The 23921-nt window shown below is 70.9% G+C and carries 21 protein-coding genes and 3 pseudogenes; 11 read left to right on the top strand and 13 right to left on the bottom strand.

The features are described 5' to 3' along the window. Window positions 1-4 precede the first annotated feature (4 nt). On the bottom strand, window positions 5-907 hold the full coding sequence (galU, locus tag ACFXGI_RS30795) for a UTP--glucose-1-phosphate uridylyltransferase GalU (RefSeq protein WP_384713674.1): 903 nt from the start codon (window positions 905-907) through the stop codon (window positions 5-7). 96 nt (window positions 908-1003) lie between these two features. On the opposite strand from galU, the gene ACFXGI_RS30800 reads away from it, so the two are divergent. Beyond that, window positions 1004-1636 (top strand): 5-formyltetrahydrofolate cyclo-ligase, encoded by a 633-nt coding sequence (locus ACFXGI_RS30800; RefSeq protein ID WP_384713677.1) that lies wholly within the window; start codon window positions 1004-1006, stop codon window positions 1634-1636. Here ACFXGI_RS30800 and ACFXGI_RS30805 read toward each other — a convergent pair. Then, window positions 1626-4472 (bottom strand): penicillin acylase family protein, encoded by a 2847-nt coding sequence (locus ACFXGI_RS30805; protein WP_384713680.1) that lies wholly within the window; start codon window positions 4470-4472, stop codon window positions 1626-1628. The two genes, ACFXGI_RS30800 and ACFXGI_RS30805, sit on opposite strands and share 11 nt — an antisense overlap. 289 nt (window positions 4473-4761) lie before the next feature. Here ACFXGI_RS30805 and ACFXGI_RS30810 point away from each other — a divergent pair, with 289 nt between their 5' ends. The 8 genes from ACFXGI_RS30810 to mscL all read left to right on the top strand — a co-directional run bounded on the left by ACFXGI_RS30810 (window position 4762) and on the right by mscL (window position 11434). Next, a complete protein-coding gene (locus ACFXGI_RS30810) occupies window positions 4762-6219 on the top strand; it encodes a potassium/proton antiporter (RefSeq protein WP_384713683.1) in 1458 nt (485 codons plus the stop codon). A gap of 404 nt (window positions 6220-6623) precedes the next feature. After that, window positions 6624-7958 (top strand): MFS transporter, encoded by a 1335-nt coding sequence (locus tag ACFXGI_RS30815; RefSeq protein ID WP_384713686.1) that lies wholly within the window; start codon window positions 6624-6626, stop codon window positions 7956-7958. A 67-nt stretch (window positions 7959-8025) separates the two neighbouring features. Beyond that, window positions 8026-8319 (top strand): FmdB family zinc ribbon protein, encoded by a 294-nt coding sequence (locus tag ACFXGI_RS30820; RefSeq protein ID WP_384713689.1) that lies wholly within the window; start codon window positions 8026-8028, stop codon window positions 8317-8319. A gap of 83 nt (window positions 8320-8402) precedes the next feature. Next, window positions 8403-9236 (top strand): S-methyl-5'-thioadenosine phosphorylase, encoded by an 834-nt coding sequence (locus tag ACFXGI_RS30825; protein WP_229338983.1) that lies wholly within the window; start codon window positions 8403-8405, stop codon window positions 9234-9236. Beyond that, window positions 9233-9739 (top strand): hypothetical protein, encoded by a 507-nt coding sequence (locus tag ACFXGI_RS30830; RefSeq protein ID WP_384713692.1) that lies wholly within the window; start codon window positions 9233-9235, stop codon window positions 9737-9739. The genes ACFXGI_RS30825 and ACFXGI_RS30830 overlap by 4 nt, the downstream gene beginning before the upstream one ends. After that, window positions 9687-10121: an orotidine 5'-phosphate decarboxylase / HUMPS family protein gene (locus ACFXGI_RS30835; RefSeq protein WP_384713695.1), complete on the top strand. Its 435-nt coding sequence runs from the start codon at window positions 9687-9689 to the stop codon at window positions 10119-10121. The genes ACFXGI_RS30830 and ACFXGI_RS30835 overlap by 53 nt, the downstream gene beginning before the upstream one ends. Before the next feature lie 233 nt (window positions 10122-10354). Beyond that, window positions 10355-10768, top strand: a complete 414-nt coding sequence (locus tag ACFXGI_RS30840; protein WP_384713698.1) for a hypothetical protein — start codon at window positions 10355-10357, stop codon at window positions 10766-10768. A 138-nt stretch (window positions 10769-10906) separates the two neighbouring features. Then, window positions 10907-11434: a large conductance mechanosensitive channel protein MscL gene (mscL, locus tag ACFXGI_RS30845; protein WP_384713701.1), complete on the top strand. Its 528-nt coding sequence runs from the start codon at window positions 10907-10909 to the stop codon at window positions 11432-11434. A gap of 4 nt (window positions 11435-11438) precedes the next feature. Here the strand turns inward: mscL and ACFXGI_RS30850 are convergent, their stop codons facing one another. From ACFXGI_RS30850 to ACFXGI_RS30890, 9 genes and pseudogenes are all read right to left on the bottom strand, one after another. Then, the gene (locus ACFXGI_RS30850) at window positions 11439-11660 is read right to left on the bottom strand and encodes a hypothetical protein (RefSeq protein ID WP_384713704.1); all 222 of its coding nucleotides are present in this window, start codon (window positions 11658-11660) and stop codon (window positions 11439-11441) included. Window positions 11661-11727: 67 nt separating this feature from the next. Continuing rightward, window positions 11728-13155, bottom strand: a complete 1428-nt coding sequence (locus ACFXGI_RS30855; RefSeq protein ID WP_384713707.1) for a NarK family nitrate/nitrite MFS transporter — start codon at window positions 13153-13155, stop codon at window positions 11728-11730. A 2-nt stretch (window positions 13156-13157) separates the two neighbouring features. Further along, window positions 13158-13526 (bottom strand): hypothetical protein, encoded by a 369-nt coding sequence (locus ACFXGI_RS30860; RefSeq protein WP_384713710.1) that lies wholly within the window; start codon window positions 13524-13526, stop codon window positions 13158-13160. Further along, window positions 13523-14175, bottom strand: a pseudogene (locus ACFXGI_RS30865) (ubiquinol-cytochrome c reductase iron-sulfur subunit). Before ACFXGI_RS30865 ends, ACFXGI_RS30860 begins: the two are co-directional and overlap by 4 nt. Beyond that, window positions 14172-14771, bottom strand: coding sequence for a 4Fe-4S dicluster domain-containing protein (locus ACFXGI_RS30870; protein ID WP_384713713.1), 600 nt, complete (start codon window positions 14769-14771; stop codon window positions 14172-14174). The pseudogene ACFXGI_RS30865 and the gene ACFXGI_RS30870 overlap by 4 nt, the downstream one beginning before the upstream one ends. Before the next feature lie 7 nt (window positions 14772-14778). Beyond that, window positions 14779-17097 (bottom strand): molybdopterin oxidoreductase family protein, encoded by a 2319-nt coding sequence (locus tag ACFXGI_RS30875; protein WP_384713716.1) that lies wholly within the window; start codon window positions 17095-17097, stop codon window positions 14779-14781. Then, window positions 17094-18227 (bottom strand): MFS transporter, encoded by a 1134-nt coding sequence (locus ACFXGI_RS30880; protein WP_384713719.1) that lies wholly within the window; start codon window positions 18225-18227, stop codon window positions 17094-17096. Before ACFXGI_RS30880 ends, ACFXGI_RS30875 begins: the two co-directional genes overlap by 4 nt. A 101-nt stretch (window positions 18228-18328) precedes the next feature. Beyond that, window positions 18329-19047, bottom strand: a pseudogene (locus tag ACFXGI_RS30885) (radical SAM protein). 111 nt (window positions 19048-19158) lie between these two features. Then, window positions 19159-19833, bottom strand: a pseudogene (locus ACFXGI_RS30890) (pyruvate formate lyase family protein); the annotation flags it as partial. A gap of 284 nt (window positions 19834-20117) precedes the next feature. Between ACFXGI_RS30890 and ACFXGI_RS30895 the strand changes: the two are divergent. Continuing rightward, entirely contained in the window at window positions 20118-21272 is a 1155-nt protein-coding gene (locus tag ACFXGI_RS30895; RefSeq protein ID WP_384713722.1) for a low temperature requirement protein A, read from the top strand. A 63-nt stretch (window positions 21273-21335) separates the two neighbouring features. Beyond that, entirely contained in the window at window positions 21336-22604 is a 1269-nt protein-coding gene (locus tag ACFXGI_RS30900) for a cytochrome P450 (protein WP_384713725.1), read from the top strand. Window positions 22605-22665: 61 nt separating this feature from the next. On the opposite strand, the gene ACFXGI_RS30905 is transcribed toward ACFXGI_RS30900, so the two are convergent. Further along, window positions 22666-23157, bottom strand: coding sequence for a DUF5949 family protein (locus tag ACFXGI_RS30905; RefSeq protein WP_384713728.1), 492 nt, complete (start codon window positions 23155-23157; stop codon window positions 22666-22668). 56 nt (window positions 23158-23213) lie between these two features. Further along, a complete protein-coding gene (locus tag ACFXGI_RS30910; protein WP_384713731.1) occupies window positions 23214-23816 on the bottom strand; it encodes a hypothetical protein in 603 nt (200 codons plus the stop codon). Window positions 23817-23921: the final 105 nt, after the last annotated feature.

Below are 23921 nucleotides of genomic sequence, written 5' to 3' on the forward strand. Positions count from 1 at the left end.
GGTGCTACATCTCCTCCGTGACGTAACGGTGAAGCCAGGTGCGGAACTCCGGGCCCAGGTCCTCACGCTCGCACGCGAGGCGGACGATGGCCCGCAGGTAGTCCCCGCGGTCCCCGGTGTCGTAGCGGCGGCCCCGGAAGACCACGCCGTGCACCGGGCCGCCCACGGTCTCGTCGGCGGCCAGCTTCTGCAGGCCGTCGGTGAGCTGGATCTCCCCGCCGCGGCCCGGCTCGGTCTCCCGCAGTATGTCGAAGATCGCGGGGTGGAGGACGTACCTTCCGATGACCGCGTAATTGCTGGGCGCGTCCGCCGGGTCGGGCTTCTCGACGAGCCCGGTGATCCGGACGACGTCGTCCTCGTCGGTGGCCTCGACGGCGGCGCAGCCGTACAGGTGGACGTTGGCGGGGTCGACCTCCATGAGCGCGATGACCGTGCCGCCGGTGCGGGCGTGGACGTCGGTCATCTGGCGCAGCAGCGGGTCGCGCGGGTCGATCAGGTCGTCGCCGAGGAGGACGGCGAAGGGCTCGTCGCCGACGTGCGGCTCGGCGCACAGGACGGCGTGGCCCAGGCCGCGCGGGTCGCCCTGGCGGACGTAGTGCATGGTGGCCAGGTCGCTGGACTCCTGGACCTTCTTCAGGCGGTCGTCGTCACCCTTGGCGATGAGGGCCGATTCCAGCTCGTAGTTGCGGTCGAAGTGGTCTTCGAGCGCACGCTTGTTACGTCCTGTGATCATGAGGACGTCGTCCAGACCGGCCGACACGGCCTCCTCGACCACGTACTGGATGGCCGGCTTGTCCACGACCGGGAGCATTTCCTTGGGCGTCGCCTTCGTCGCCGGAAGGAAGCGGGTACCGAGACCTGCGGCCGGGATCACGGCCTTCTTGATCACAGGGTGCAACTGAGTCATGGGCAGAACGATAGTGGGTCACGCGGACCGCTCCGGGCTTGATTCCGGTAAATAGATCCGACATTGCCCCGATTTGAAAGGAATTCAGAGTCAGCTGTGGTAGAGAAACCGCCGAACCCGTCCGAAAAGGCCGCGCTGCGCCGGGAGATCCTCGCCGCCCGCCGGGCCCTGCCCCCCGAATTCCTGCGTACGTCGGCCCGCGCGCTCTCCCGCTCCGCCTGTGAACTGCCCGAGCTGGCCGGTGCCCACGCGGTGGCGGCGTACGTCTCCGTCGGCTCCGAACCCGGCACCCGCGATCTGCTGGACGCCCTGCGCGCGGCCGGGAAGCGGGTGCTGCTCCCCGTCCTGCTGCCCGACAACGACCTCGACTGGGCCGCGTACGAGGGCCCGGGCAGCCTCGCCGAGGCCGCGCATCCCGGGAAGATGCGGCTGCTGGAGCCGGCCGGGCCCCGGCTCGGGCCGGACGCGGTCACCGCCGCCGACGCCGTCCTGCTGCCCGGGCTGGCCGTGGACGGGCGCGGCATGCGCCTGGGGCGCGGTGGGGGCTCGTACGACCGGGTGCTGGCGCGCCTGGCGCGCGCCGGGGCGCATCCTGCGCTGGTCGTGCTCCTCTACGACGAAGAGGTGGTCGCGCGGGTCCCGGAGGAACCGCACGACCACCCCGTTCAGGCGGTGGCCACCCCGTCGGGGGTGGTCAGATTCACGGCGCGGGGGCCGCTCACGGCTTGAGCGTCAGGGTCTCCGTCGTCGCCTTGTCCACGGCCTCCTTGCCGAAGGGCCAGTCCAGCAGCTCGCCCTTGGCCCACATCGTCGTCTGGTCCGTGTAGTTGTCGTGGTACGCGTGGCCCGAGGCACCGGTCAGGTTGATCCAGCGCGACTTGTCCAGGTCGTTGAGGTTCACGACCATCCGCATCGACGGGACCCAGGTGACCCCGTACCCGCTGGAGGCGTTCCAGCCGGTCGCGTTCACGGTGGCCTCGCCGCCGCCCAGGTTCCACGGGCCGCGGTTGAGGAGCCACTGCATGAAGCCCGGGCCCGCGGTGCCGATGGTCTGGTTCTTCAGCGTCAGCTGGTGCAGGCGGCCCCAGCTCCAGGTGGACTGGTCCTTGCCGAGCTTGGCGGTCAGCTCCCAGCGGGCGTCCTTCATGGCCCGCGCGAACAGCTGGTCGCGGGTGGCGGTCGCCGGCTGGTTGCGGGCGGCCGGCGTCTGCCACCAGGCCGACTTCTCGTCCTTGACCAGGCGGCGGACCACCTCGAACCAGCGGTCGCCGCCGTCCGGCTGCGCCGAGCCGGCGTCGCGCGCACCGCACTCGCGGACCGTCTTGGCCAGGTCGTCGACCGGACCGCTGCTCTCCTCCTGGACGTTCATGCAGCTGCCCTCGATCCGCAGCTCCTTCGGCATCTTGTCGCCGAAGGACAGCTTGAGGATGTTGCGCCAGACCGCGTTGAAGTACGCGGCCGCCGCCGAGTCGGGCTCCTGGGTGTAGTTCCAGCCCTCCAGCAGCTTCTGCGCGGAGCGCACGTCCGGGTCCGAGACCTCGATCTTGGCCAGCATCGGGGTCAGCAGCGCGGCGATCTCGCTGCCGTTGTCCATCTGCATGGTGCGCATGTCGTCGGTGGAGATCTTGCCGTTGTCCTTGATCTTCGCCTCGATGAGGTCGTTGATCCGCTGGCTGCGGGCGCCGTAGCCCCAGTCGGTGGTCAGGACGTACGGGTACTTGCCCGCGCCGGTACCGCTCTCCACGACCGCCTGGTTCGCGGTGACGATGTAGCCGCGCGCCGGGTTGTAGTCGTACGGCATCTCGTCCTGCGGGATGTAGCCCGCGTTGCCGTCCTTGCCGCCCTTCCAGGCGTACTTGGAGTCCCAGCCCGGAGCCGGCATGCGTCCGTCGCCGGCGCCGCGGATCGGGATGCGTCCCGGGGCCTGGTAGCCGATGTTGCCGGAGGGGCCCTTGTTGTCGGCGTAGATCAGGTTCTGGGACGGCACCTCGAAGTCGCGGGCGGCGGCGCGGAAGCCCGCGAAGTCCTTGGCCCGGTCGAGGGCGAAGACCGCGTCCATCGACTTGCCGGGGTCCAGGGCGGTCCAGCGCAGGGCGACGGCGTAGCCGTTGCCGCGGTCGGGGGCCGAGGTGGAGACGGGCGCCCGGCTGCCGACCGTACCGAGCTCGTCGCTGCGGTCGGAGATCAGCGGGCCGTTGTTGGTGGTGCGGACGGTGATCTTCTTGCTCTTGCCGCCCGCGATCTTGATGACCTCTTCACGGGTCGTGAAGGGGACCACCTTGTTGTCGTAGACGTAGCCCTCGGGCTTGACCTGCTCCAGGTAGAGGTCGGTGACGTCGGCGCCGAGGTTGGTCATGCCCCAGGCGATGTCCGCGTTGTGGCCGATGACCACCCCGGGCATGCCGGAGAAGGTGTAGCCGGCGACGTCGTACTTGCACTGGTTGGAGACCGTGCGGCAGTGCAGGCCCATCTGGTACCAGACCGAGGGCAGCTGCGGGGACAGGTGCGGGTCGTTCGCGAGCAGCGGCTTGCCGGTGGTCGTGTACTGGCCGGAGACGACCCAGGAGTTCGAGCCGATGCCGCTGCCGTTGGGGCCGAGGATCGCGGGGACCTTGTCCAGGGTCTTGGCGAGGGAGGTCAGCGAGTTGCGCAGGCCCACGGTGGCGCCCTGGGCGGTGGTGTCGTCCGCGAGGCCGGTGGGCGTGGACGGCGAACCGCCGGCCGAGACCTGCGAACCGTTGGCCGAGGCCTGGGAGCCGGTGGTGCTGCCGCCGGAGCCCTTGTTGGAGCCCGCGGCCGCGCCCTGGGGGGCGTACTTCCCGCCCTCGATCTTGCCCGCGTCGACGATCGGCTTGTTCCGGTCGAAGGGGTACGGCGGGTAGAGCTCGTCGATCTGCGCCTGCGTGAGCTTGTTGGACATCAGCGCACGGTCGATCTCGTCCTGCATGTTGCCGCGCAGGTCCCAGGCCATCGCCTTGAGCCAGGCCACCGAGTCCACGGGCGTCCACTGCTCGGGCTGGTAGTCGTCGCTGAGCTTGAGGGCGGCGTGCTCGACGGAGAGGTCCTTGCCGGACTTCCCCTTCAGGTACGCGTTGACCCCGTCGGCGTAGGCCTGCAGGTACTTCTTCGTCTCGGCCGACAGCTTCGTGTCGTACTCGGCCTGCGCGACCTGGCGCCAGCCCAGCGTGCGCAGGAAGGCGTCGGTCTCGACCTGGTCGGGCCCGAACATCTCGGAGAGCCGGCCGGAGGTCATGTGGCGGCGGACGTCCATCTCCCAGAAGCGGTCCTGGGCGTGGACGAAGCCCTGCGCGCGGAAGAGGTCGTCGTCGTTGTCGGCGTAGAGCTGGGGAATGCCGTGGGAGTCGCGCTTGACCTCGACGGTCCCGGTCAGGCCGGGGACCTTGAGGGTGCCGGTGGCCTGGGGGAACGAGGCACGGACGTTGTCCATGCTCCAGTACGTCCCGTACCCGAAGCCCGTGAGGAGCGCCAGGACCAGCACGAGCACGATCAGACGGGCGCGTCGTCCCCTCTTCTTGGCGGGAGGAGCGGTTTCGTTGGCGGGCATCGCTGTCCTTAGAGGGGCAGGGTGGTCCTGGGAGTGCTGGGAGCAACCATAGGCGCAGGACCGGGTGCGTTGATCCGCCAGGGGTCGAGGTGACGAGGACAGGGCCGAACAGGGGTTTCACAATGTGGTTATCGCGTAAAGGGCGCGTCAAATATTAGGTAAGGTAACGAAGTACCTGCCGATCTTGCCGGACTTGTCGCCTGGAGGAACGTTCCGCCGGGCGACTTGAGGAAAGGGCCGCCCGCTGACCGTCCACACGCTCAATGAGCTCCTGCTGGTCTGCTCGCTCGTGCTGCTCGTCGCCGTCGCGGCGGTACGCATCTCTTCACGCAGCGGCCTCCCCAGCCTGCTCATCTACCTCGGCATAGGCATAGCGATAGGCCAGGACGGCATAGGCAACGTCGTATTCGACAATGCCGAGCTGACACAGGTCATCGGCTACGCCGCGCTCGTCGTGATCCTCGCCGAGGGTGGTCTGGGCACCAAGTGGAAACAGATCAAACCGGCCCTGCCGGCCGCGATCGTCCTGTCGCTGGTCGGCGTCGCGATCAGCGTCGGCGTCACGGCCGCGGGCGCGCACTACCTGGTCGGGCTGGACTGGCGGCAGGCCCTGCTGATCGGCGCCGTCGTCTCCTCGACCGACGCCGCGGCCGTCTTCTCCGTCCTGCGCAAGGTCCCGCTGCCCTCCCGGATCACGGGTGTGCTGGAGGCCGAGTCGGGCTTCAACGACGCCCCCGTCGTCATCCTGGTCGTCGCCTTCGCGACCGTCGGCCCCGTGGACCAGTGGTACGTCCTGATCGGCAAGATCGCCCTCGAGCTGCTGATCGGCGTCGCGATCGGCCTGTCCGTGGGCTTCCTGGGGGCGTACGGCCTGCGGCACGTGGCCCTGCCCGCCTCCGGCCTCTACCCGATCGCCGTGATGGCGATCGCGGTGTCGGCGTACGCGGCCGGCGCTATCGCGCACGGATCCGGCTTCCTCGCCGTCTACCTGGCCGCCATGGTCCTCGGCAACGCGAAGCTCCCGCACTGGCCGGCGACCCGGGGGTTCGCGGACGGGCTCGGCTGGATCGCCCAGATCGGCATGTTCGTCCTGCTCGGGCTCCTGGTCACCCCTCATGAGCTGGCCCAGGACTTCTGGCCGGCCGTGATCATCGGGCTGGTGCTGACCATGGTGGCGCGGCCGCTGGAGGTCTTCGTCAGCCTGCTGCCGTTCCGGCTGCCCTGGCAGGAGCAGGCCCTCATGTCGTGGGCAGGGCTGCGCGGCGCCGTGCCCATCATCCTGGCGACCATCCCGATGGTGACCGGGATCGAGGGCAGCGACCGCGTCTTCAACATCGTCTTCGTGCTGGTCGTCGTCTACACCCTGGTCCAGGGCCCGACCCTGCCCTGGCTCGCGCGCAAGCTGGAGCTCGGCGACTCCGACGCCGGCGCCGCCGACCTGGGGATCGAGTCGGCCCCGCTGGAGAAGCTGCGCGGACACCTGCTGTCCTTCGCCATTCCGGAGGCCTCGCGGATGCACGGCGTCGAAGTGAGCGAGCTGCGGCTGCCGCCGGGGGCCTCGGTCACGCTGGTGGTCCGGGACGCGAAGAGCTTCGTACCGCTGCCGTCCACGGTGCTGCGGCGCGGGGACGAGCTGCTCGTGGTGGCCACGGATCCGGTACGGGACGCGGCGGAGGCCCGGCTGCGGGCGGTGGCGCGGGGCGGCAAGCTGGCCGGATGGCTGGGTACGGGCTCGAACGGGGGCTGACGGGGGCCGGCACGGCCCGACCTGACTTCAACAGAGCGTTAGAGTGTCGTTCTAATTCTACGTTTTCGGGGTTTCCGGGCCGTTTCACCCCGCTTTCATGGGCCACGGAATGCGAACTTCCAGTTAATCGCAGGTGAAGACACCGCATGTCGCCGGAATCACAGGACACACAACAGGTCTGCCTGTACGATTAAGGCACACCACATCGAACCAACTCTGCCTGACGCAGAGCTGGCGCGACCGCAAAGCGGCCGTGGCTCCCTCCCGCAGTGGGCCCAGGTATCACTCGGTTCTGCGCAAGAGGACAGCTCTCGGGGCTCCCACATGTACGGGTGCGGTCGCTCACAAGGCGGCACACCGTCCGCAGACGGGGACGCTCTACCAGGCAGCGGAAAGGCCAGGCCGTGACATCCGCGGTCACGACCGACAAGTCCGCACGCCCCGGTTACGGGCAGCTCCTGCGCACGCCCGGCGCCATCGGCTTCGTCCTCCCGGGATTCGCCGCCCGGCTCCCCTTCGGGATGCTGACCATCAGCATCCTGCTGCTCGTCCAGCACACCAGCGGTTCCTACGGCAGCGCCGGCATCGTCGCCGCCGTCACCGGCGTCTCGATGGCGCTGTCCGCCCCGGTGATGGGCAAGCTCACCGACCGCCGCGGCCAGAGTGCCGTCCTGGTCCCCGTCGTCCTCATGCACTCCGCGGCCGTCAGCACCCTGGTGGCGCTCGCGCTGCTGGGCGCTCCCGTGTGGGCGCTGGCCCTCGCGGCCGTCCCCGCCGGCGCCTCCGTCCCGCAGGTCGGACCGATGGTCCGGGCCCGCTGGGCCGCCAAGCTGGAGGGTTCGCCGCTGCTGCCGACGGCCGCCGCGTTCGAGTCCGTCACCGACGAGTTCACCTTCGTCGTCGGCCCGGTGCTGGCCACCGCGCTGTGCACCGGCGTCCACCCGGCCGCCGGCCTGATCACCGAGGCCGCGCTGACGCTGGCCGGCGGTCTGGTCTTCGCCGCCCAGCGTGCCACCCAGCCCCAGCCGCACGCCGTCGCGGCCGACGGCGAGAAGCGCGCCTCCGCGCTGTCCTTCCCGGGCCTGCGCGTCCTGATCGTGGCCTTCCTCGGCATCGGCGCCGTCTTCGGCGGCATGCAGGTGTCGCTGGCCGCCTTCTCCGACGAGATCGGCAACCCGGGCGCCAACGGCCTGCTGTACGGCGTCTTCGCGGCCGGCAACATGACCGCGGGCATCGCCTGCGGCGCCATCGCCTGGAAGATCGGCCCGCGCCGTCGGCTGCTGCTCGGCTACGCCGGCCTCACCGTGGCCGCCTCGGTCCTGTGGACCGCGCACTCGATGATCCTGCTGGGCGCGCTCGGCCTGGTCGTCGGCCTGTGCATCGCCCCGGCCCTGATCACCGGCTACACGATGATCGAGTCCCTGATCCCGGCGAACGCCCGGACCGAGGCCTTCACCTGGCTGACCGGCGCCGTCGCCTTCGGTCAGGCCACCGCCGTGACCCTGGCCGGCCGCCTGACGGACGCGCACGGGTCCTCGTACGGCTTCCTGGTGCCGATGGCGGGCACCGTGCTGGCGCTGGCGACCCTGCTCGCGCTGCGCTCGAGCCTGGCCCCGAAGGCCCCGAGCCGGATCATCAACTCGTCGGCGGGATCGTCTGCCACCGTTGCTCCCGAGGCCCCTGCTTCGCGGGTGAACGAGCGTGGTGTCGGTCACCGCGTGCCGGTGACGGTGGACTGATCGGCCGGAATACGTCACCATGGAACGTCGTTAGCACTCATCGAGTCAGAGTGCCAGGAGGAAATTCGTGCCGACCTACCAGTACCAGTGCACCGAGTGCGGTGAGGGCCTTGAGGCCGTGCAGAAGTTCACCGATGACGCACTGACCGAGTGCCCGAACTGCCACGGACGCCTGAAGAAGGTGTTCTCCGCGGTCGGCATCGTCTTCAAGGGTTCCGGTTTCTACCGGAACGACAGCCGTGGCGCTTCGTCGAGCAGCACCCCTGCCGCCTCGAAGCCGTCGACCCCCGCCGCCGCTCCGGCCGCTTCTTCGTCGTCCTCGACGTCGAGCACGAGCACCGGCTCCACGTCGGCTGCCTGATCCCCGGCCTCGTCCGATCTTCGTAAGGCCCCGCCGCCCTTCCGGGCGGCGGGGCCTTGCGCATGCCCGGTTAGGGTGGCGGCATGGCTAACGCAGAGATCGGTGTCATCGGCGGCTCGGGCTTCTACTCCTTCCTGGACGACGTCTCCGAGGTCCGGGTGGACACCCCGTACGGGCCCCCGAGCGACTCCCTCTTCCTCGGCGAGCTGGCCGGGCGCCAGGTCGCCTTCCTCCCCCGCCACGGCCGCAGCCACAAGGTCCCGCCCCACAAGATCAACTACCGGGCCAACCTGTGGGCGCTGCGCTCGGTGGGCGTGCGCCAGGTGCTCGGCCCGTGCGCGGTCGGCGGCCTGCGCACCGAGTACGGTCCGGGCACGTTGCTCGTTCCCGACCAGCTGGTCGACCGTACGAAGTCCCGCGCCCAGACCTTCTTCGACGGGGAGCCGCTGCCCGACGGAACGGTGCCGAACGTCGTGCACACCACCTTCGCCGACCCGTACTGCCCGGTGGGCCGCTCGGTCGCACTGGCGGCGGCGCGGGGCCGGGAGTGGGAGCCGGTGGACGGCGGCACGATGGTCGTCGTCGAGGGACCCCGCTTCTCGACCCGCGCCGAGTCGAAGTGGCACGCGGCGATGGGCTGGTCGGTCGTCGGCATGACGGGCCACCCGGAGGCGGTCCTCGCCCGCGAGCTGGGGCTCTGCTACACCTCGATGGCACTGGTCACGGACCTGGACGCGGGCGCGGAGACGGGTGAGGGCGTGTCCCACACGGAGGTCCTGAAGGTGTTCGGCGAGAACGTCGGCCGCCTGCGCGAGGTCCTCTTCGACGCGGTCTCGGCCCTCCCCGCCACGGATTCCCGCGCCTGCCTGTGCACCCACGCCCACGACGGCTGGGACCTGGGCATCGAACTGCCGTGAGCGTGGACGCCCTCGACGCGGCCTGGGTCAAGGCCTGGGCCGCGGACCTCACGGCGCAGGTGGACGCCGTCCTCGCGGCCTTCGACACCTACTACCCGTTCCCGCCCGGTCAGAACGAGGTCGTCCCGGCCGCCCCCGGCCGCGACGGCTCACGGGCACACCCCGGACTGCCCGACGATCTGCTGACGTTCTACGGCGTGATCGACGAGGTGGTGCTGTCGGACATCGGCAACGCCTTCTTCATCCACCCGTCGGGCGGGGCCCTCGGCGACCGCGTGGAGCTCGACGCCGCGGGTGACGCCGTCGGTGACGGCTTCGTCTTCGCGAGCGACGGGGGCGGAATCCTGTACGCCGCCGGCGCCGACGGCAGCGTGTACCGCTCGCGGACCGCGTCCGCGGACAGCGGGTTCGACCTGGTCGCGGACGGCCTGCGCGGCTTCCTCGAACGACTTGGGAACGCGGTGGTGGAGTTCGCCGCCACGAGGACTCCGACGGCACTCTGACGCCGGTGACGGGTACGGGACCGCACCGCGCGTCCTCGTCGAGGAGCTCGTCGGGCGCGGGCACGAGGTGTTCCCGGACCTGAAGCTCTTCGAGATCCCGCATTCCGTGGCGGGCGCGGTACGCGCTGCGGGCGCCCTGGGTGCGTCCATGGTGACCGTGCACGCCATGGGCGGTACGGGGATCATGGCCGCGGCGGTGGACGCGGCCCGGGAGTTCCCCGGGCCGCGGGCGCTGATCGTGACGCGGGGCGTGACCCTGGCGGGCGGGAGCGCGGGCGAGCACGGATCCCGGGCCGGGACGGCGCAGGCCGCCTTCGCCGCCGGGGCGTCGCACGCGGTGGTGGGCCGGGCGGTGACGCGGGCCGCCCACTCGTGTGGGTGACGGGGTTGTCCACAGGGTGGGGACTGTCCACAGGCGTGAGCGGGATTTCGCGGGACGGCGGATCGTGAGGGGTGTCCGGGCGCTGGGTCCGGGCGTCGGAATCCGATTCACCGGTGGTGGCCGTCATGTCCAAGTCCTCGTGTTTCTCCTCCCCTTCCACCCCTTCCACGTGTCCCCCCGCGCGCCCGGTCCCGTCCTTTCCCCCGCTCCGCGTCGGCCGGGGCGGAGACCGGTTGCGCCGGGCCGTCCGGCGACGGCGGCGTGCCGCGTCGGGCGGCCTGGCCGTCCTGGCGGCCGCGCTGGCGGTGGTGGGCGGGACGGAGGCGGCCCAGGCTTCGCGGGGCGCCGCGCCCCCGGAGGTGAAGTCCCCGCCGGCTGCGGTGTGGTGGGTGTCGGCGCCGGTGCGCATCGCGGACGCGGCGACGGTGCGGCTGTTGCGGCCCGGGGACCGGGTGGACGTGGTCGCGGCGGAGCGCGCGGGTCCGCCACGGGTGGTGGCCGCGGGCGCCCGCGTGGCTGAAGTGCCCGATCCGGAGAAGGGTGTTGGGGACGCCGGGGCGCTGGTCGTCCTGTCGGTGCCCCGGGACACGGCGCGGGCCCTCGTCGGGGCGGGCGCGGTGGCGCGACTGGCGGTGACACTGTGTTGAGGCGGACCGCGGCGAATCGGACTGGCGTGCAGTCACGTCCCCACAAGTCCGGCCCCGATTGGACACGCCGGGCCCGGACTGCCGTAGCTTTCGGAACCGTTGGCTCCATGTTCGGCGGATTCGAAGAGAGGCTCGGTAGTGAGCGAGAAGAAGAAGGAAGGCGTGCTGGCAGGCTTCAAAGCCTTCCTGATGCGCGGCAACGTGGTCGACCTGGCGGTGGCGGTCGTCATCGGCGCCGCGTTCACGAACATCGTGAACTCGGTGGTGAAGGGGATCATCAGCCCGCTGGTCGGCGCGATCGGCACGAAGAGCCTGGACGGCTACACGTCCTGCCTGAAGGGCCCCTGCGGCATCGACGCGAAGGGGGATGCCATCGGCGTGAACATCCTTTGGGGCTCGGTGCTGAACGCCGCGCTGACCTTCCTGATCACCGCCGCGGTCGTCTACTTCCTGATGGTGCTGCCGATGTCGAAGTACCTGGCGAGGATGGAGCAGCGCCGCCGCGCCAAGGAGGGCGTGCAGGAGACGATGGAGATCACCGAGCTGGTGGTCCTCAAGGAGATCCGGGACGAGCTCATCGCCCAGCGCGGCCAGAACGGGCAGGGCGGCCAGGGCGGGTACGGCGGCCAGGGCGGCCAGTACGGTCACCCCGGCTCGGGGTACTAGCAGGTCAGACGTGGTGCGGCGGCTTCTCGTCGAGGAAGCGGGCCAGGTCGGCCGCGCTCCCGGCGGAGGCCGGCCGCTCACCCCACCCGCGGTCGGTGTCGTCCGAGGACTGCTGGTCCAGCGGGTCGTCGAAGACGAGCCGGCGCTTGGGGCGCGGCGCGGGGGCGGCCTCGGGCCGGGGCTCGGGCTGCGAGGGCTGCGGGTCGGAGGCGGGGGCGCTGCTCATGCCTCCAGGGTACGGCCGCCCCCGCCCCGCCCCGCGATCCCGCTTCGGCCCTGACCTCGGCGCGGGTTCAGCTGGGGGCCTCGGCACCCGGGCGGGCGTAGAACCACCAGCACACGGCGAGGCAGGTGGCGTAGAAGCCGATGAAGAGCCACAGCGCGTTCGTGACGGCCATGGCCGCGAACATCGCGGGGATGAAGAAGAACCCGTAGGCGGCGATGGCGGAGGAGAAGCCGGTGACGGCGCCCGCCTCCATCTCCGACTGCTTCAGGGCCGCGGCCTGCGCCTCGGCCCCCTTGCCCTCGGCCTCCCGCATGTGCTGGTCCCGGAAGATCACCGGGATCTGCCGGAAGGTCGATCCGTTGCCGAGCCCGGAGAAGGCGAAGGCGGCGAGGAAGCCGACGAAGAACGCCCAGAAGCTGCCCTGGTCGCCACCCGATGGCAGCGCGAAGACCACCACGACCAGGGACGCGGCCATGCCGACGAACGACAGCATGGTGACCCTGGCGCCGCCCATCTTGTCGGAGAGCCAGCCGCCGGCCCAGCGCATGAGCGCGCCGACGAAGGGACCGATCCAGGCATAGGTGGTCGCCTGGTAGCCCTGCACCTCGAAATTGTTCTTGATCAGCAGAGGCAGGCCCGCGGCGAAGCCGATGAAGGACCCGAAGGTGCCGACGTAGAGCCAGGTCATCAGCCAGTTGTGCTTGCGCTTGAAGATGACCTTCTGCTGGCTGAAGGGGGCCGCGGCCACCCGGAGGTCGTTCATCAGGAACCAGGCGAGCAGCGCCATGATCACCAGCAGCGGCACCCAGAGGAACGCGCCGTTCTGGAGCCAGATGTCGGTGTTCTCCTTCGCGTCGTGCTGTGGACCGCCCGCGGGCGCGCCCAGTACGGCGGCGGTGACCACCAGAGGGGCGACCAGCTGGACCACGCTCACGCCGAGGTTGCCGAGGCCGCCGTTGAGGCCGTTGGCGCTGCCCTTCTCCCGCTTGGGGAAGAAGAAGCCGATGTTCGCCATCGAGGAGGCGAAGTTCGCGCCGCCGATCCCGCAGACGGCCGCGATCAGCGCCAGCTCCCAGTACGGGGTGCCGGTGTCCTGGAGCGCGGAGCCCAGCCACAGCATGGGCACGATCAGGATGATCGTGCTGAACGCGGTGAACTTCCGCTCGCCGAAGATCGGCCCGATGAAGGTGTAAAGGATCCGGAAGGTGCCGCCGGTGATGCCCGGGATGGCGGTCAGCCAGAACAGCTGCGACTTCGAGAAGCCGAAACCCACGTCGTTCAGCTTGACCACGGTGACCGACCAGACCTGCCAGACCACGAAGCCGAGCATCAGCGCGGGGATCGAGACCCAGAGGTTGCGCTGGGCGACGGTGCGACCGGTGGACTGCCAGAAGCCCTCGTCCTCGGGCCGCCAGTCACCGATGGTGGCACCGGGCTTGTAGGTCTCTCGGCGGTGCGAGCGCACCGGGGACGAAGTGGGGGTGGGTATGGACATGGTCATCGGTCCTTCGGGTCGAGGAGCCACAGCCCCAGCACGGCGAGGAAGGACAGGATCAGGAATCCCGCACCCCACCAGGCCGTGCCGGTGTTGCCCTTCATCCACTCGTTGACGGTCACCGTCAGCCCCCAGAGCTGGCCGATCACGACCGTGAGGGCCAAGGCCAGACGGGCGTTGAGCTTCGAGGAGCGCTCCGGCTCCTGTTCGGAGCCGGCGCCGGGGCCGGGGCCCGTGTGCCGGATCCGCGGGTCGCCGTATCCGCTGGTGGGGCGGATCTGCGGATACCGCTCCCGCACCGGCCGGTTCAGCCGGGGCTGGGCGCTGCCCGGTCGGTAGTCCGGGCGCGGAGGCAGTGCGCCGTCGCTCATGTCCGCCCGCTCTCGGTGGCGCGGTCCGCCCCGGCGCAGCCGAGCCTGCGGGCCGTCTCGGGGCGGGACTCGCCGAACTGCCGGCACAGGGCTTCCTTCGCCGGCTCTCCCGACCGGGCGGTCGCGACGGCCCAGACGCTGCCGTCGACCTCCTCGGTCAGGAAGATCCTGGGGAGGGGACGCGGCGGCGGGCCCGCGGTGACCTCGCCGGTGCGGGCGTCGAAGACGCCCTCGTGGCAGGGGCAGTACAGCTCCCCGTCGGCGCCCCGGTCCTCGCGCCACAGCACGGCGCAGGCCAGGTGGGTGCAGACGGCGGAGTAGCCGACGAGGGAGCCGTCCGACAGCCGTACGGCCGGGCCCTGTCCTCGTCCCCGGGGAAGCGGAAGGCCACGGACTCGCCCGGCGCCATCTGGTCGGCGACCTTCTTGGCCCGGGGCAGGCTCTCGCTGTCGCCGTGCCGGTGCAGGATGCCGGAGGCGACGCCCACACCGCCGATGGCGAGGCCGCCGGAGACGGTTGCCACGATCCGCAGGTAGTCACGGCGGGTGGTGAGGGAGTCGGCGCTGATCCGGTCGCGCAGCCGTTCGGCGGCGTCCTCTCCCGCAAGTTCCGCTCCCGTGGCGGGCGGGGGCGGTTCGGTGAGGCTCATCGCACATCCACTCCGTTGATCTCGACGACGGGCAGGCCGCCGGGGACGGGCCACTGGACCTTGTCGGCGGGGACGACCATCGCGACGCCGGTGCTGACCATGACGTCGCCGAAGGCGAAGGAGTCGGCGACCTGGACGCCGGGGCGCTCGGCCTGGAGCTCTTCGAGGGTTCCGTAGAAGAGGGCACCGGTCGGGCAGACGGTGGCGCACATCGGTGCCAGCCCGTAGGCGGTGCGGTCGTAGCAGAGGTTGCACTTCATCTGGAGCTTCGCCTGGAGGTCGATCTTCGGGACTCCGAAGGGGCAGGCGTTGACGCAGTTGGCGCAGCCGATGCAGCGGGTGGTGTCGGCCTGTTGGACCACACCGTCGGCGGTCACCAGGATCGCGTCGGCGGGGCAGACCTGGGCGCAGGGCGCGACCGGGTCCTCGCAGTGCATGCAGACGGTCGGAAGGGAGGCGACGGACATGCCGGGGTCGGTGTAGTCCAGGTGGATCATCGACTTGCCGCGGTGGGAATCGCATTCGCGGCAGGCGGAGACGCAGGCCTGGCAGCCGATGCAGCGCCCCGGGTCGATGAAGATCGTGCGGCCCATCATGGCGGGGTCAGCTCCTCTCCGCCGTGCCACGGCCCTGCGGGGACGTGGGAGGCAGGCGGTCGGTGCGGGAGGCCTGGGTCTCCGGGTACGCCTCGTGGCCCGGGGCCGTGGGCGGCGCGGGCACCTCGTCGACCCGCTCGGCGGCCTCGATCCGGGCGGCGCAGACCTTGTACTCGGGGATCTTCGAGCGGGGGTCGAGGGCGTCGATGGTCAGGGCGTTCGCGGCCGTCGGGACGGGCCAGTGGTACGGGATGAAGACCGTGTCGGGGCGGATGGCCTCGGTGACCAGGGCCGGGAAGACCTCGCTGCCGCGGCGGGTGACCACCCGGACCGGGGCGCCGTTGCGGAAGCCGTGCGAGGGGTGGACCTCGACCCAGGGGCGCGGGGTCTGCTCGACCAGGGCGCCCAGGCGGCGGGTCTGGTTGCCGGAGAGGAAGTGCGCGACGGTGCGGCCGGTGGTGAGCGAGAGGGGGAACTCGTCGGTGTAGGCGTCCATGGGCGGATGCCACTCCACGACCTGGAGGTGGACCCTTCCGTCGGGGTGGTAGGTCCGGCCGTCCTCGAACAGCCGGGGTGTGCCCGGGTGCTCGGTGGACGGGCAGGGCCAGGCGATCCCGCCGGTCTCCTCCAGCCGGTCGTAGGTGATGCCGTAGTAGTCGTTGACCGTGCCCGCGGAGGCGATCCGCAGCTCCTCGAACACCTCGCGGGAACCGGGGAACTCGAAGTGCTGCCCGGCGCCGAGCCTTCGGGCCAGCTCGCAGATGACCCAGGTGTCGGTGCGCACCCCGGCAGGGGGCTCCTGGGCCTTGTTGTGCTTGACCACGCGGGCCTCGGCGTTGGCCATCACGCCCTCGTCCTCGGCCCAGGTGGTGACGGGGAAGACGACGTGGGCGTTGGCCGCGGTCTCGGAGAGGAAGAAGTCGAACTGGGCGTGGAACTCCGCGGTGTCGTAGCCGTCCTTGACCACCGCGTAGTTGGGAAGGGAGACAAAGGGGTTGTTGCAGATGCCGATGAGGCCGCGGATCTCCCTCCGCTGCATCTGCCAGACCATCTCCATCATGGAGGTGCCGGCGCCGGGGAGTTCGGATTCCTCGATGCCCCAGATGCGGCAGATCTGCGCCCGGTGTTCCGGGTTGGTGATGGAGCGGCCACCGGGGAGGAGGTCGGACTTCTGGCCGTGCTCCCGGCCGCCCTGGCCGTTGCCCTGGCCGGTGATGGTGCCGTAGCCGGCGCCGGGCTTGCCGATGTGGCCGGTGGCGACGCACAGGTTGATGACGGAGAGGCAGTTCTCGACGCCCTGGGAGTGGTGTTCGATGCCGCGGGCGTGCCAGGCCATGGCCTTGCCCGCGCCGGCGAAGACACGCGCGACCTGGACGATCTGCTCGGCGGGGACCCCGCAGGTCTCGGCCGAGCGGGCGGGCGGGTACTGGGCGACGGTCGCCTTGACCTCGTCCCAGCCGGTGGTGTGGGCGGCGAGGTAGGCCTCGTCGGTCAGACCCTCGGCGACCACCACGTGCAGGACGGCATTGAAGAAGGCCGAGTCGGTGCCGGGCTTGATCGCGACGTGGATGTCGGCGGTGCGGGCGATCGCCGTCTCACGCGGGTCGACCACGATCAGCGTGGCACCCCGGTCCCGCGCGCCCCACAGGTACTGGGTCATCACGGGGAAGCACTCCCCCACGTTCGACCCGGCGATGAGCAGGCAGTCCGTGAGGAGGATGTCGGAGAAGGGGTTGCCGGCCCGGTCGATGCCGAAGGCGAGCTTGTTGGCGCCCGCGGCGCTGACCATGCACAGGCGGCCGTTGTAGTCGACGTGCTTGGTCTTCAGCGCGACCCGGGCGAACTTGCCGACCAGGTACGTCTTCTCGGAGAACAGGCTGGCGCCGCCGAGCAGCCCGAACGCGTCGTTCCCGTACGCGCCCTGGATGCGGCGGATCTCGGAGACGGTGTAGTCCAGGGCCTCCTCCCAGGAACACTCCCGCAACTCCTCGTCCCGGGAGCGGCGGAGCAGCGGACTTGTGAGCCGGTCGGGGTGGTTGACCTGCTGGTACGCGTTGATGCCCTTGGGGCACAGCCGCATCCGGTTGATGTCGTGGTTGCGGGGCTCCACGCCGAAGACCTTGCCGCCGTGGTCCACCCGCAGGTACATCCCGCACTGCACCCCGCAGAAGCAGCAGTGGGTGGGGACGAGGGTCTCGCCGTTCTGGTCTGCGTGCCACTGGTCGGCCGGGATGCCGCCCGCGTCGCGGAAGTTGCGCGTGCCGGGCGGGGCGATCAACGGGTCGAGGGGCGGGGTGGCCGCCTTGGCGGGGTCCGTCGCGGTCACTTGAAGCCCTTCTTGACCTGCGCGAGGTAGGCGTTGCCGCACAGCGCCCGCTTGCAGCGCGGGCAGTATTCGACGAAGGCGTCGAAGTCGAGCTTCAGGTCCTGCATCGTGCCGCGCAGGTTCTCGACGTACGGGGCGGTGTCGACGGGTTCGCCGCAGCGCTTGCAGGCGAAGACCTGCTCGTCCTGGCGGGCGGTGTACTTGAACAGCTGCATGCCGACGGCAGCGGGCCGCTGGACGATGTGGAAGAACTTCCCGAACGGGATGTAGATGAGGGTGAACACCACGGACACCATGTGCATCAGCGCCAGGAACTCGTACCCGCCGCCGTGCAGGAAGATCGAGGAGAAGGTCAGCAGCAGCCCGGTCACCGAGATCACGATCAGGCAGATCAGCGGCAGCAGGTCGTAGGCGAAGCGCTGGCCGGTGATGGCCCCGCGGTCCTTCATCCGCCGCCACAGGTAGTACGAGGCCCCGGGGATGACGAGCACGGCGGCGATGTCCAGGCCGTGGAACATCAGCCAGCCGACGATGTTCAGCGCGTTGAAGCCGAGGATCTTGAAGCCCCAGATCCGCATCTCGTAGCCGGGTCCCGAGCCGGTGGACGAGGTGAAGGTGAACCAGCCCCAGGTGAGCGGGAAGGTGATCGCCGCGGCCAGCAGGCAGCCCCAGAAGATCAGCTGGTGGGCGGCCCAGCGGGAGCGGGAGCGGGCGCCGAGGAACTTCTGGAAGCCGAGGTAGGTGGCGATCATCCGCGGTACGGCGGTGGGGGCCTTGCGGAAGTTGGCGGCGGAGAAGAAGCTGCCGAAGCCCTTCTTGAACAGGCGCCGGGCGCCGGGCGCGGAGACCCAGACCGTGTACCGGTAGGCCACCCCGAAGGCGAGGAAGACGGTGGCGACGGCGTACGGGAGCAGCGCGGAGTCGAAGTCGCGCAGGAGCCGGCTGCCGAGCACGATCGCGGCGATGAGCAGGATCGAGACGACCGTCCCGGCGAGCGTGGCCCGTGCCGTGACGGACGGCCCGGCCGGCGGGAGGGTCCCCGTCAGCGGCGGTGAGGCCGGGTGCGGAGGCAGGGACGGGGGCGGTGGCGTCGGCGGCTCTGCGGCGAGGGCTTCTGAGGGCTCGGGCACAGCACCACGCTAGGTGGTCTGTACCGATTGGGCCCGTTATAACGTAATTGAGGGTAGGCCGGACGGGTGAGGGTCCGGCGGGCCCACACCGCCCCCGCGGCTCAGACGGCCGCCAGCCCCCGCTGCTCGAAGACCGCCCTGGCCCGCGCGATCTGCTCCGCCGTGGGCGACGGGGTGTCGTGCAGCGTGAACTCCTTGCCGAGCGCCTGCCACTTCCCCTCCCCCGGCTTGTGGAAGGGCAGGACGTCGACCCGCGAGACGTTGCCGGGACCCGCGGCGAAGGCGGCGACGCCCTCGACGTTCTCCCGGGGCGTCGGTCAGCCCCGGCACCAGCACGAAGCGCAGGTGCACCTCCTTGCCGAGGCCGGCGAGGCGCCGGGCGAAGTCCAGCGTCGGCTGCAGCGGCCGCCCGGTCCTTCCGGTAGGTCCCGTGGTCCCAGGACTTGATGTCCAGGAGCACCAGGTCCGCACCGCGCAGCAGCGCGTCGGTGGCCCGTGCGCCGAGGAACCCGAAGGTGTCCGGGGCGGTGTGCAGCCCGAGCTCGTGCTTCATCCGGTGCAGCAGTTCGCCCGCGAAGACGGGCTGGAGCAGCGGTTCGCCGCCCGCGGCGGCGATGAACCGCGTGTACTTGTGGGCCTCGGCGATGACGTCGGCGGCCGAGGTGCGCTTGCCGGCCCGCATCCGCCAGGTGTCGGGGTTGTGGCAGTACAGGCAGGTCAGCGGGCATCCGGAGAGGAAGGTGACGAAGCGGGTCCCGGGCCCGTCGACACCCGTCGACACCCGTCGACAGGTCCCAGGAAGGGGAAGCAGGATGGTCATGGCAGGCACCCCTTGAGCGGTGGTCCGTCGTTTCTCGATCTCGGTCGGCGATCCTTGGTGGGCGGTCCGGAGCCGGATGAGGGCCGGCCCCGGACCGCACGGTCGTGCGGGCTACAGCGAGCCGTGGAAGGTGCGGTTCAGCACGTCGAGCCGCTGGTCCCGCGTCAGCCGGACGAAGTTCACCGCGTGGCCGCTGACGCGGATGGTCAGCTGCGGGTGGTCATGCTCTCCGGGTGCTCCGTGGCGTCCCGCAGCACCTCGCGGTTCAGGACGTCGGCGTTCATGTGGAAGCCGTCGCCGTCCATGTACCCGTCGAGGACGCCCGCCAGGTCCTTGATCCGCTCCTCGGGGGTGCGACCCAGGCCGTCGGGGGTGACGGTGCTGGTCAGCGAGATGCCGTCCTCGGTTGCCGGTCTTCTTGCAGTTGACCACGTTCGAGGTGATCGTCGGCACGGACTGCGTGTGCTCGGCGCCGCGGCAGATCGCGGGGCGGCGCACCTTGCGCATGAGCGCCTCGACCAGCCGGACCGCGATGTCGTCGACCCGGTCGTCGTTGTTCCCGTACGCCGGGTACTCGCCGTCGACGGTGTAGTCGACGGCCGGCCCGGTCCCGTCGCGGACCACGCCGACCTTGGCGTACTTGATGGCGGCCAGGGAGTCGGCGGCCACCGACAGACCGGCGATGCCGAAGGCCATCGTGCGCCGCACGTCGCGGTCGTGGAGCGCCATCTCGATGCGCTCGTACGCGTACTTGTCGTGCATGGAGTGGATGACGTTCAGCGCGTGATGGTGCGGCCGGGGCGGTACCGCGCCGGATCGGGCGCCTGCGCTCGGCGGCCCGCCTGCGTGCGCAGATCCTGCCTGGCGGAACTCATGGCATGTCCTGGGGGTTTGAGAAGACCCCTGAGGGTCCTGACCCGTCCAGGCTCCGTCCCGGCGGGCCCTCGGCATCAAAGGAGAACGTCGGGCGGTCGACAAGGACAGGGTCCCGTCGCCCACAGTTCGCAGGTCTGGGGCCCCGGCCGCGCGCCTCGCCTGCGGACCGGCGTACGGCTGCTGTCCTGTGCGGTATGACGTACGTACGGATGACCTCCCGCAGCCGCCGCGAGAGCCACCGGGCCTCGACCCCGCTGGAGCTGTTCTTCGACCTCTGCTTCGTCGTCGCCGTGGCGCAGGCCGGCCGCCAGCTCGTCCACGCGCTCGCCGAAGGCCATGTCGGCGCCGGCATCACCGGCTACCTCTTCGTGTTCTTCGGGGTGTGGTGGGCCTGGATGAACTTCACGTGGTTCGCCTCCGCCTACGACGTCGACGACGTGCCGTACCGGATCGCGACCCTCGTGCAGATCACCGGTGTGCTCATCTACTCGGCGGGGATCCCGCGCGCCTTCAACGACAACGACTGGACCATCTGCGTCCTCGGCTACGTGGTGATGCGGCTCGCGCTCACCGTGCAGTGGCTGCGCGCCGCCGCAGGGGAGCAGGGGGCGGCCCGGCGCACCGCGCTCACGTACGCGATCGGTCTGCTCGTCTGCCAGGCCGGCTGGGTGGCGCTGCTCGCGGCCCCCGAGCACTCCCGCAGGTGGCTGTTCCTGATCCTGGTGCTGGTCGAGCTGCTGATTCCGGCCGTCGCCGAGCGCAGCTACCAGACCCATTGGCATCCGCACCACATCGCCGAGCGGTACGGCCTGTTCACCATCATCGTGCTCGGCGAGACCATCGCCGCCAGCACGGTCGCGGTCCAGTCGGCGATCGACGAGCACGAGGCGCTGGGCGAGCTGCTGCCGATCGCCGGCGGCGGGCTGCTGCTGGTCTTCGCGGCCTGGTGGATCTACTTCGCCGTCCCCGCGCACGACCGGCTGCGGGGCAACCGCGAGGCCATCCCGTGGGGGTACGGGCACTACGTGATCTTCGCGTCGGCCGCCGCCGTCGGCGCCGGCCTCGAGGTGGCGATCGAGCACGCGGTCGGCAAGGCCCACGTCTCGGCCCTGTCCGCGAATCTCACGGTGTGCGTTCCGGCGGCGCTCTTCCTCGCCTTCGTCTGGCTCCTGCACTCCCGCCACTTCAAGCGGGGCGCGGCTCAGCAGCTGGTGCTGCCGCTCACGGCGCTGGCGATCCTCGCCTGCGCGTGGACCGGCGCGCAGGCGGTGCTGTGGGCCGGGCTGGTCGCCTCGGCCTCCGTCGCGGTGGGCGTGACCTTGGCCCACCAGGAGCGTTCTGGTGCGTGAGGACGGCGGGCGGCACGGCCGCGGCGGCCAGGGCGAGCGCGTCGGCGACAGGGAGAAGAAACGATGAAGGTCCCGGTACAGCGGTACGCGGACACGGGCGCGGCGGTGGCGGAGTACGGGGAGCTCGCCGACCCGGCGTTCTGGCAGCAGCCCCCGGCGGCCCGGCTCGCGGCGTTCGCCCGGCTGCGGGCCCTGGACTCCCCGGTCTACGTGCCCGAGGGCAAGGGCCGCGGGCACTGGGCCCTCGTACGGCACGCTGACGTGCAGGAGGCGAGCCGGCTGCCCAAGGTGTTCGCCAGCGCGCCCGGGGTGACCACGCCCGAGCCGGCCCGCTGGGTGCGGGCGCTGTTCGGGGACTCGATGGTCAACCTGGACGGCGCGGACCACGCGCAGCTGCGCAAGATCGTGCAGCGGGCGTTCACACCGCGGCTGCTGGCGGCGGCCGAGGAAGACATCCACGCGGTGGCCGCCCGGATCGTGGACGACGTACTGGCGCGGGAGCCAGACGAGTTCGTCACGGCCGTGGCCTCCCGGCTGCCCCTGGAGGTCATCTGCAACATGATGGGCATCCCGGAGCGCTACCGCGCCGAGATCGCCGACCGCGTCAACCACGCCTCGGAGAACATCGGCGTGGAGCGGGGGCTGGCCTCGCGGCTGCGGATGCCCGGGCGCGGGCTGCGGGCCCTGGCCAAGATGCAGCGGATGGTCGCGGGCATCGGCCGGGAGCGGCGCAAGAACCCCACCGACGACCTGATCTCGGCGCTGGTCCGCGCCGATGTGGACGGGCAGGCGCTGAACGCCCGCCAGCTCGGCGCGTTCTTCTCGCTGCTGATGGTGGCCGGGGTGGAGACCACCCGCAACGCGATCACCCACGGGCTGACTCTGCTGACCGACCACCCCGGCCAACGGGACCTGCTGCTGGGGGACTTCGAGACGTACGCGGACGGAGCGGTGGACGAGATGATCCGCCACTCGACGCCGATCATCCAGTTCCGCCGGACCGTCGCCGCCGAACACACCCTGGGCGGGCACCTGTTCCACCCCGGCGACAAGGTGGTGCTGTACTACGCCTCCGCCAACCGCGACGAGGCGGTCTTCCCCGACCCCGATGCCTTCGACATCACCCGCTCGCCCAATCCGCACCTGGGCTTCGGCGGCGGCGGCCCGCACTTCTGCCTGGGCGCGCACCTGGCGCGGGTGGAGATGAAGGCCCTGTTCCGCGAGCTGCTGACCCGGCCGGTGGGACTGCGGGCGGTGGGGCTGCCGGACCTGGCGGGCTCGAACTTCGACAACCGGGTCCGCTCGCTCAAGTTCGCCTTCGAACGCCCCTGAGGGCGACGGTACCGGCCACCGGGCGGGCTGGGGGCCCGGCGGCCGGAGCTGGGGGGCGCCTCTACTGGAGGCGTCGCACCGCGAGCACGCAGTGGGCGCTGCCCGTGAGCACGGACTCGTCGGCCGCGAACTCCTGGAGGGTCTTCGGATCGACCGGCCGGCCCGGAACCGCCTCGGGCCAGGCGCGCGTGGCGAACAGGAAGTAGGCCTGGCCGCTCTCGATGGCCGCGGCGACCCACTCGTCCGGGGCGGTGCAGGTCGCGTTGAGCCCCGGCAGGGTCAGCGCGACCTGGTTGTCCGCGAGCACGATCTGCACGGGGAAGCCGGCCGGGTTGCGGGTGCCGTCTATGACCACGTCACCGATGGGCAGGCCGATCTCCTCCAGAAGCCCGCGGGCGGCCTTCTCCCCGGCCTCCGCGCCCAGCGGCCCGTCACCGAGGGTGTAGGCGAGCAGGTACGGGATGTCGTGGCCCTCGGAGGGGTCGCCGATCCAGGCGAGCACGGAAAGGGTGCCGAGGTGGGACCGGTCGGTTTCGGCTTGAGTTGAAGTCATGCGCCGCACCCTAGTGCTCTCTCCGCCGCGCCTTTTCGGCCTTTCACCCGGGCGGGCTACACGGCCCAGAATCCCTCTCCGGAATTCGCCCGCATGTTCGCGTCCTGGTACTGGAGGCGCACGATGCGCGCCTTTTCCGGGATTTCGAACACCACCCATCCCTCGGTCCGCCGACCCACCGCGAGGGAATCGAAGACGAGCGGCTTCCCGGTGGTCAGTTCACCGGTCGGCACCACCCCGTGTCGCCCGCCCGCGCTGTCGTACGCCCACATGCGCCCGAGCTCCCCGTACGAGTCCCCGCCGACGTTGACGAACGACATCGAGGCCGCCACCCAGCGCTTGCCCGCGGGCGGGGCGTAGTTCTTCTCCACGCTGACCGCCGGGTCGACGTACGCGTTGAGCACGGCCTGCAGGTGCCGGCCCACCTGGCGGCCGCGCACCCGTACGGAGTCACCGACATGGGCGTCCTTCGAGGCGGCCCGGGCCCCCTCCGGGGCCGCGGGATCCCCGCCGGCCCCCGGGGCGCCGTCGTCCACCGGGACGGCGGGCGCCGCGGCGGGGGCGAGCGCGGCCCCCTCGGGGGTGCCGGAGCAGGCCGTGGCACCGAACAGCAGGAAGGGCAGGAGAGCGGCGGCGAGGACGGAAGCGGGCTGGCGCATGCGTGATCCCTTCGGGGACCTTCGGGAGCTATTCCGGCCAGTCTCACGCGCCCGAGCGGGCAATTGCACACACCGACACGAGTGTGCGGAAGGAGTTGCCCGCCA

It is taken from the genome of Streptomyces sp. NPDC059355 (assembly GCF_042752335.1).
Taxonomy (GTDB): Bacteria; Actinomycetota; Actinomycetes; order Streptomycetales; family Streptomycetaceae; genus Streptomyces.

Coding starts and splice junctions, on each gene's coding strand:
- galU (WP_384713674.1), bottom strand. CDS start 907: ATGACTCAGTTGCACCCTGTGATCAAGAAGGCCGTGATCCCGGCCGCA.
- ACFXGI_RS30805 (WP_384713680.1), bottom strand. CDS start 4,472: ATGCCCGCCAACGAAACCGCTCCTCCCGCCAAGAAGAGGGGACGACGC.
- ACFXGI_RS30825 (WP_229338983.1), top strand. CDS start 8,403: ATGGCTAACGCAGAGATCGGTGTCATCGGCGGCTCGGGCTTCTACTCC.
- ACFXGI_RS30850 (WP_384713704.1), bottom strand. CDS start 11,660: ATGAGCAGCGCCCCCGCCTCCGACCCGCAGCCCTCGCAGCCCGAGCCC.
- ACFXGI_RS30855 (WP_384713707.1), bottom strand. CDS start 13,155: ATGTCCATACCCACCCCCACTTCGTCCCCGGTGCGCTCGCACCGCCGA.
- ACFXGI_RS30860 (WP_384713710.1), bottom strand. CDS start 13,526: ATGAGCGACGGCGCACTGCCTCCGCGCCCGGACTACCGACCGGGCAGC.
- ACFXGI_RS30870 (WP_384713713.1), bottom strand. CDS start 14,771: ATGATGGGCCGCACGATCTTCATCGACCCGGGGCGCTGCATCGGCTGC.
- ACFXGI_RS30895 (WP_384713722.1), top strand. CDS start 20,118: ATGACGTACGTACGGATGACCTCCCGCAGCCGCCGCGAGAGCCACCGG.
- ACFXGI_RS30900 (WP_384713725.1), top strand. CDS start 21,336: ATGAAGGTCCCGGTACAGCGGTACGCGGACACGGGCGCGGCGGTGGCG.
- ACFXGI_RS30905 (WP_384713728.1), bottom strand. CDS start 23,157: ATGACTTCAACTCAAGCCGAAACCGACCGGTCCCACCTCGGCACCCTT.
- ACFXGI_RS30910 (WP_384713731.1), bottom strand. CDS start 23,816: ATGCGCCAGCCCGCTTCCGTCCTCGCCGCCGCTCTCCTGCCCTTCCTG.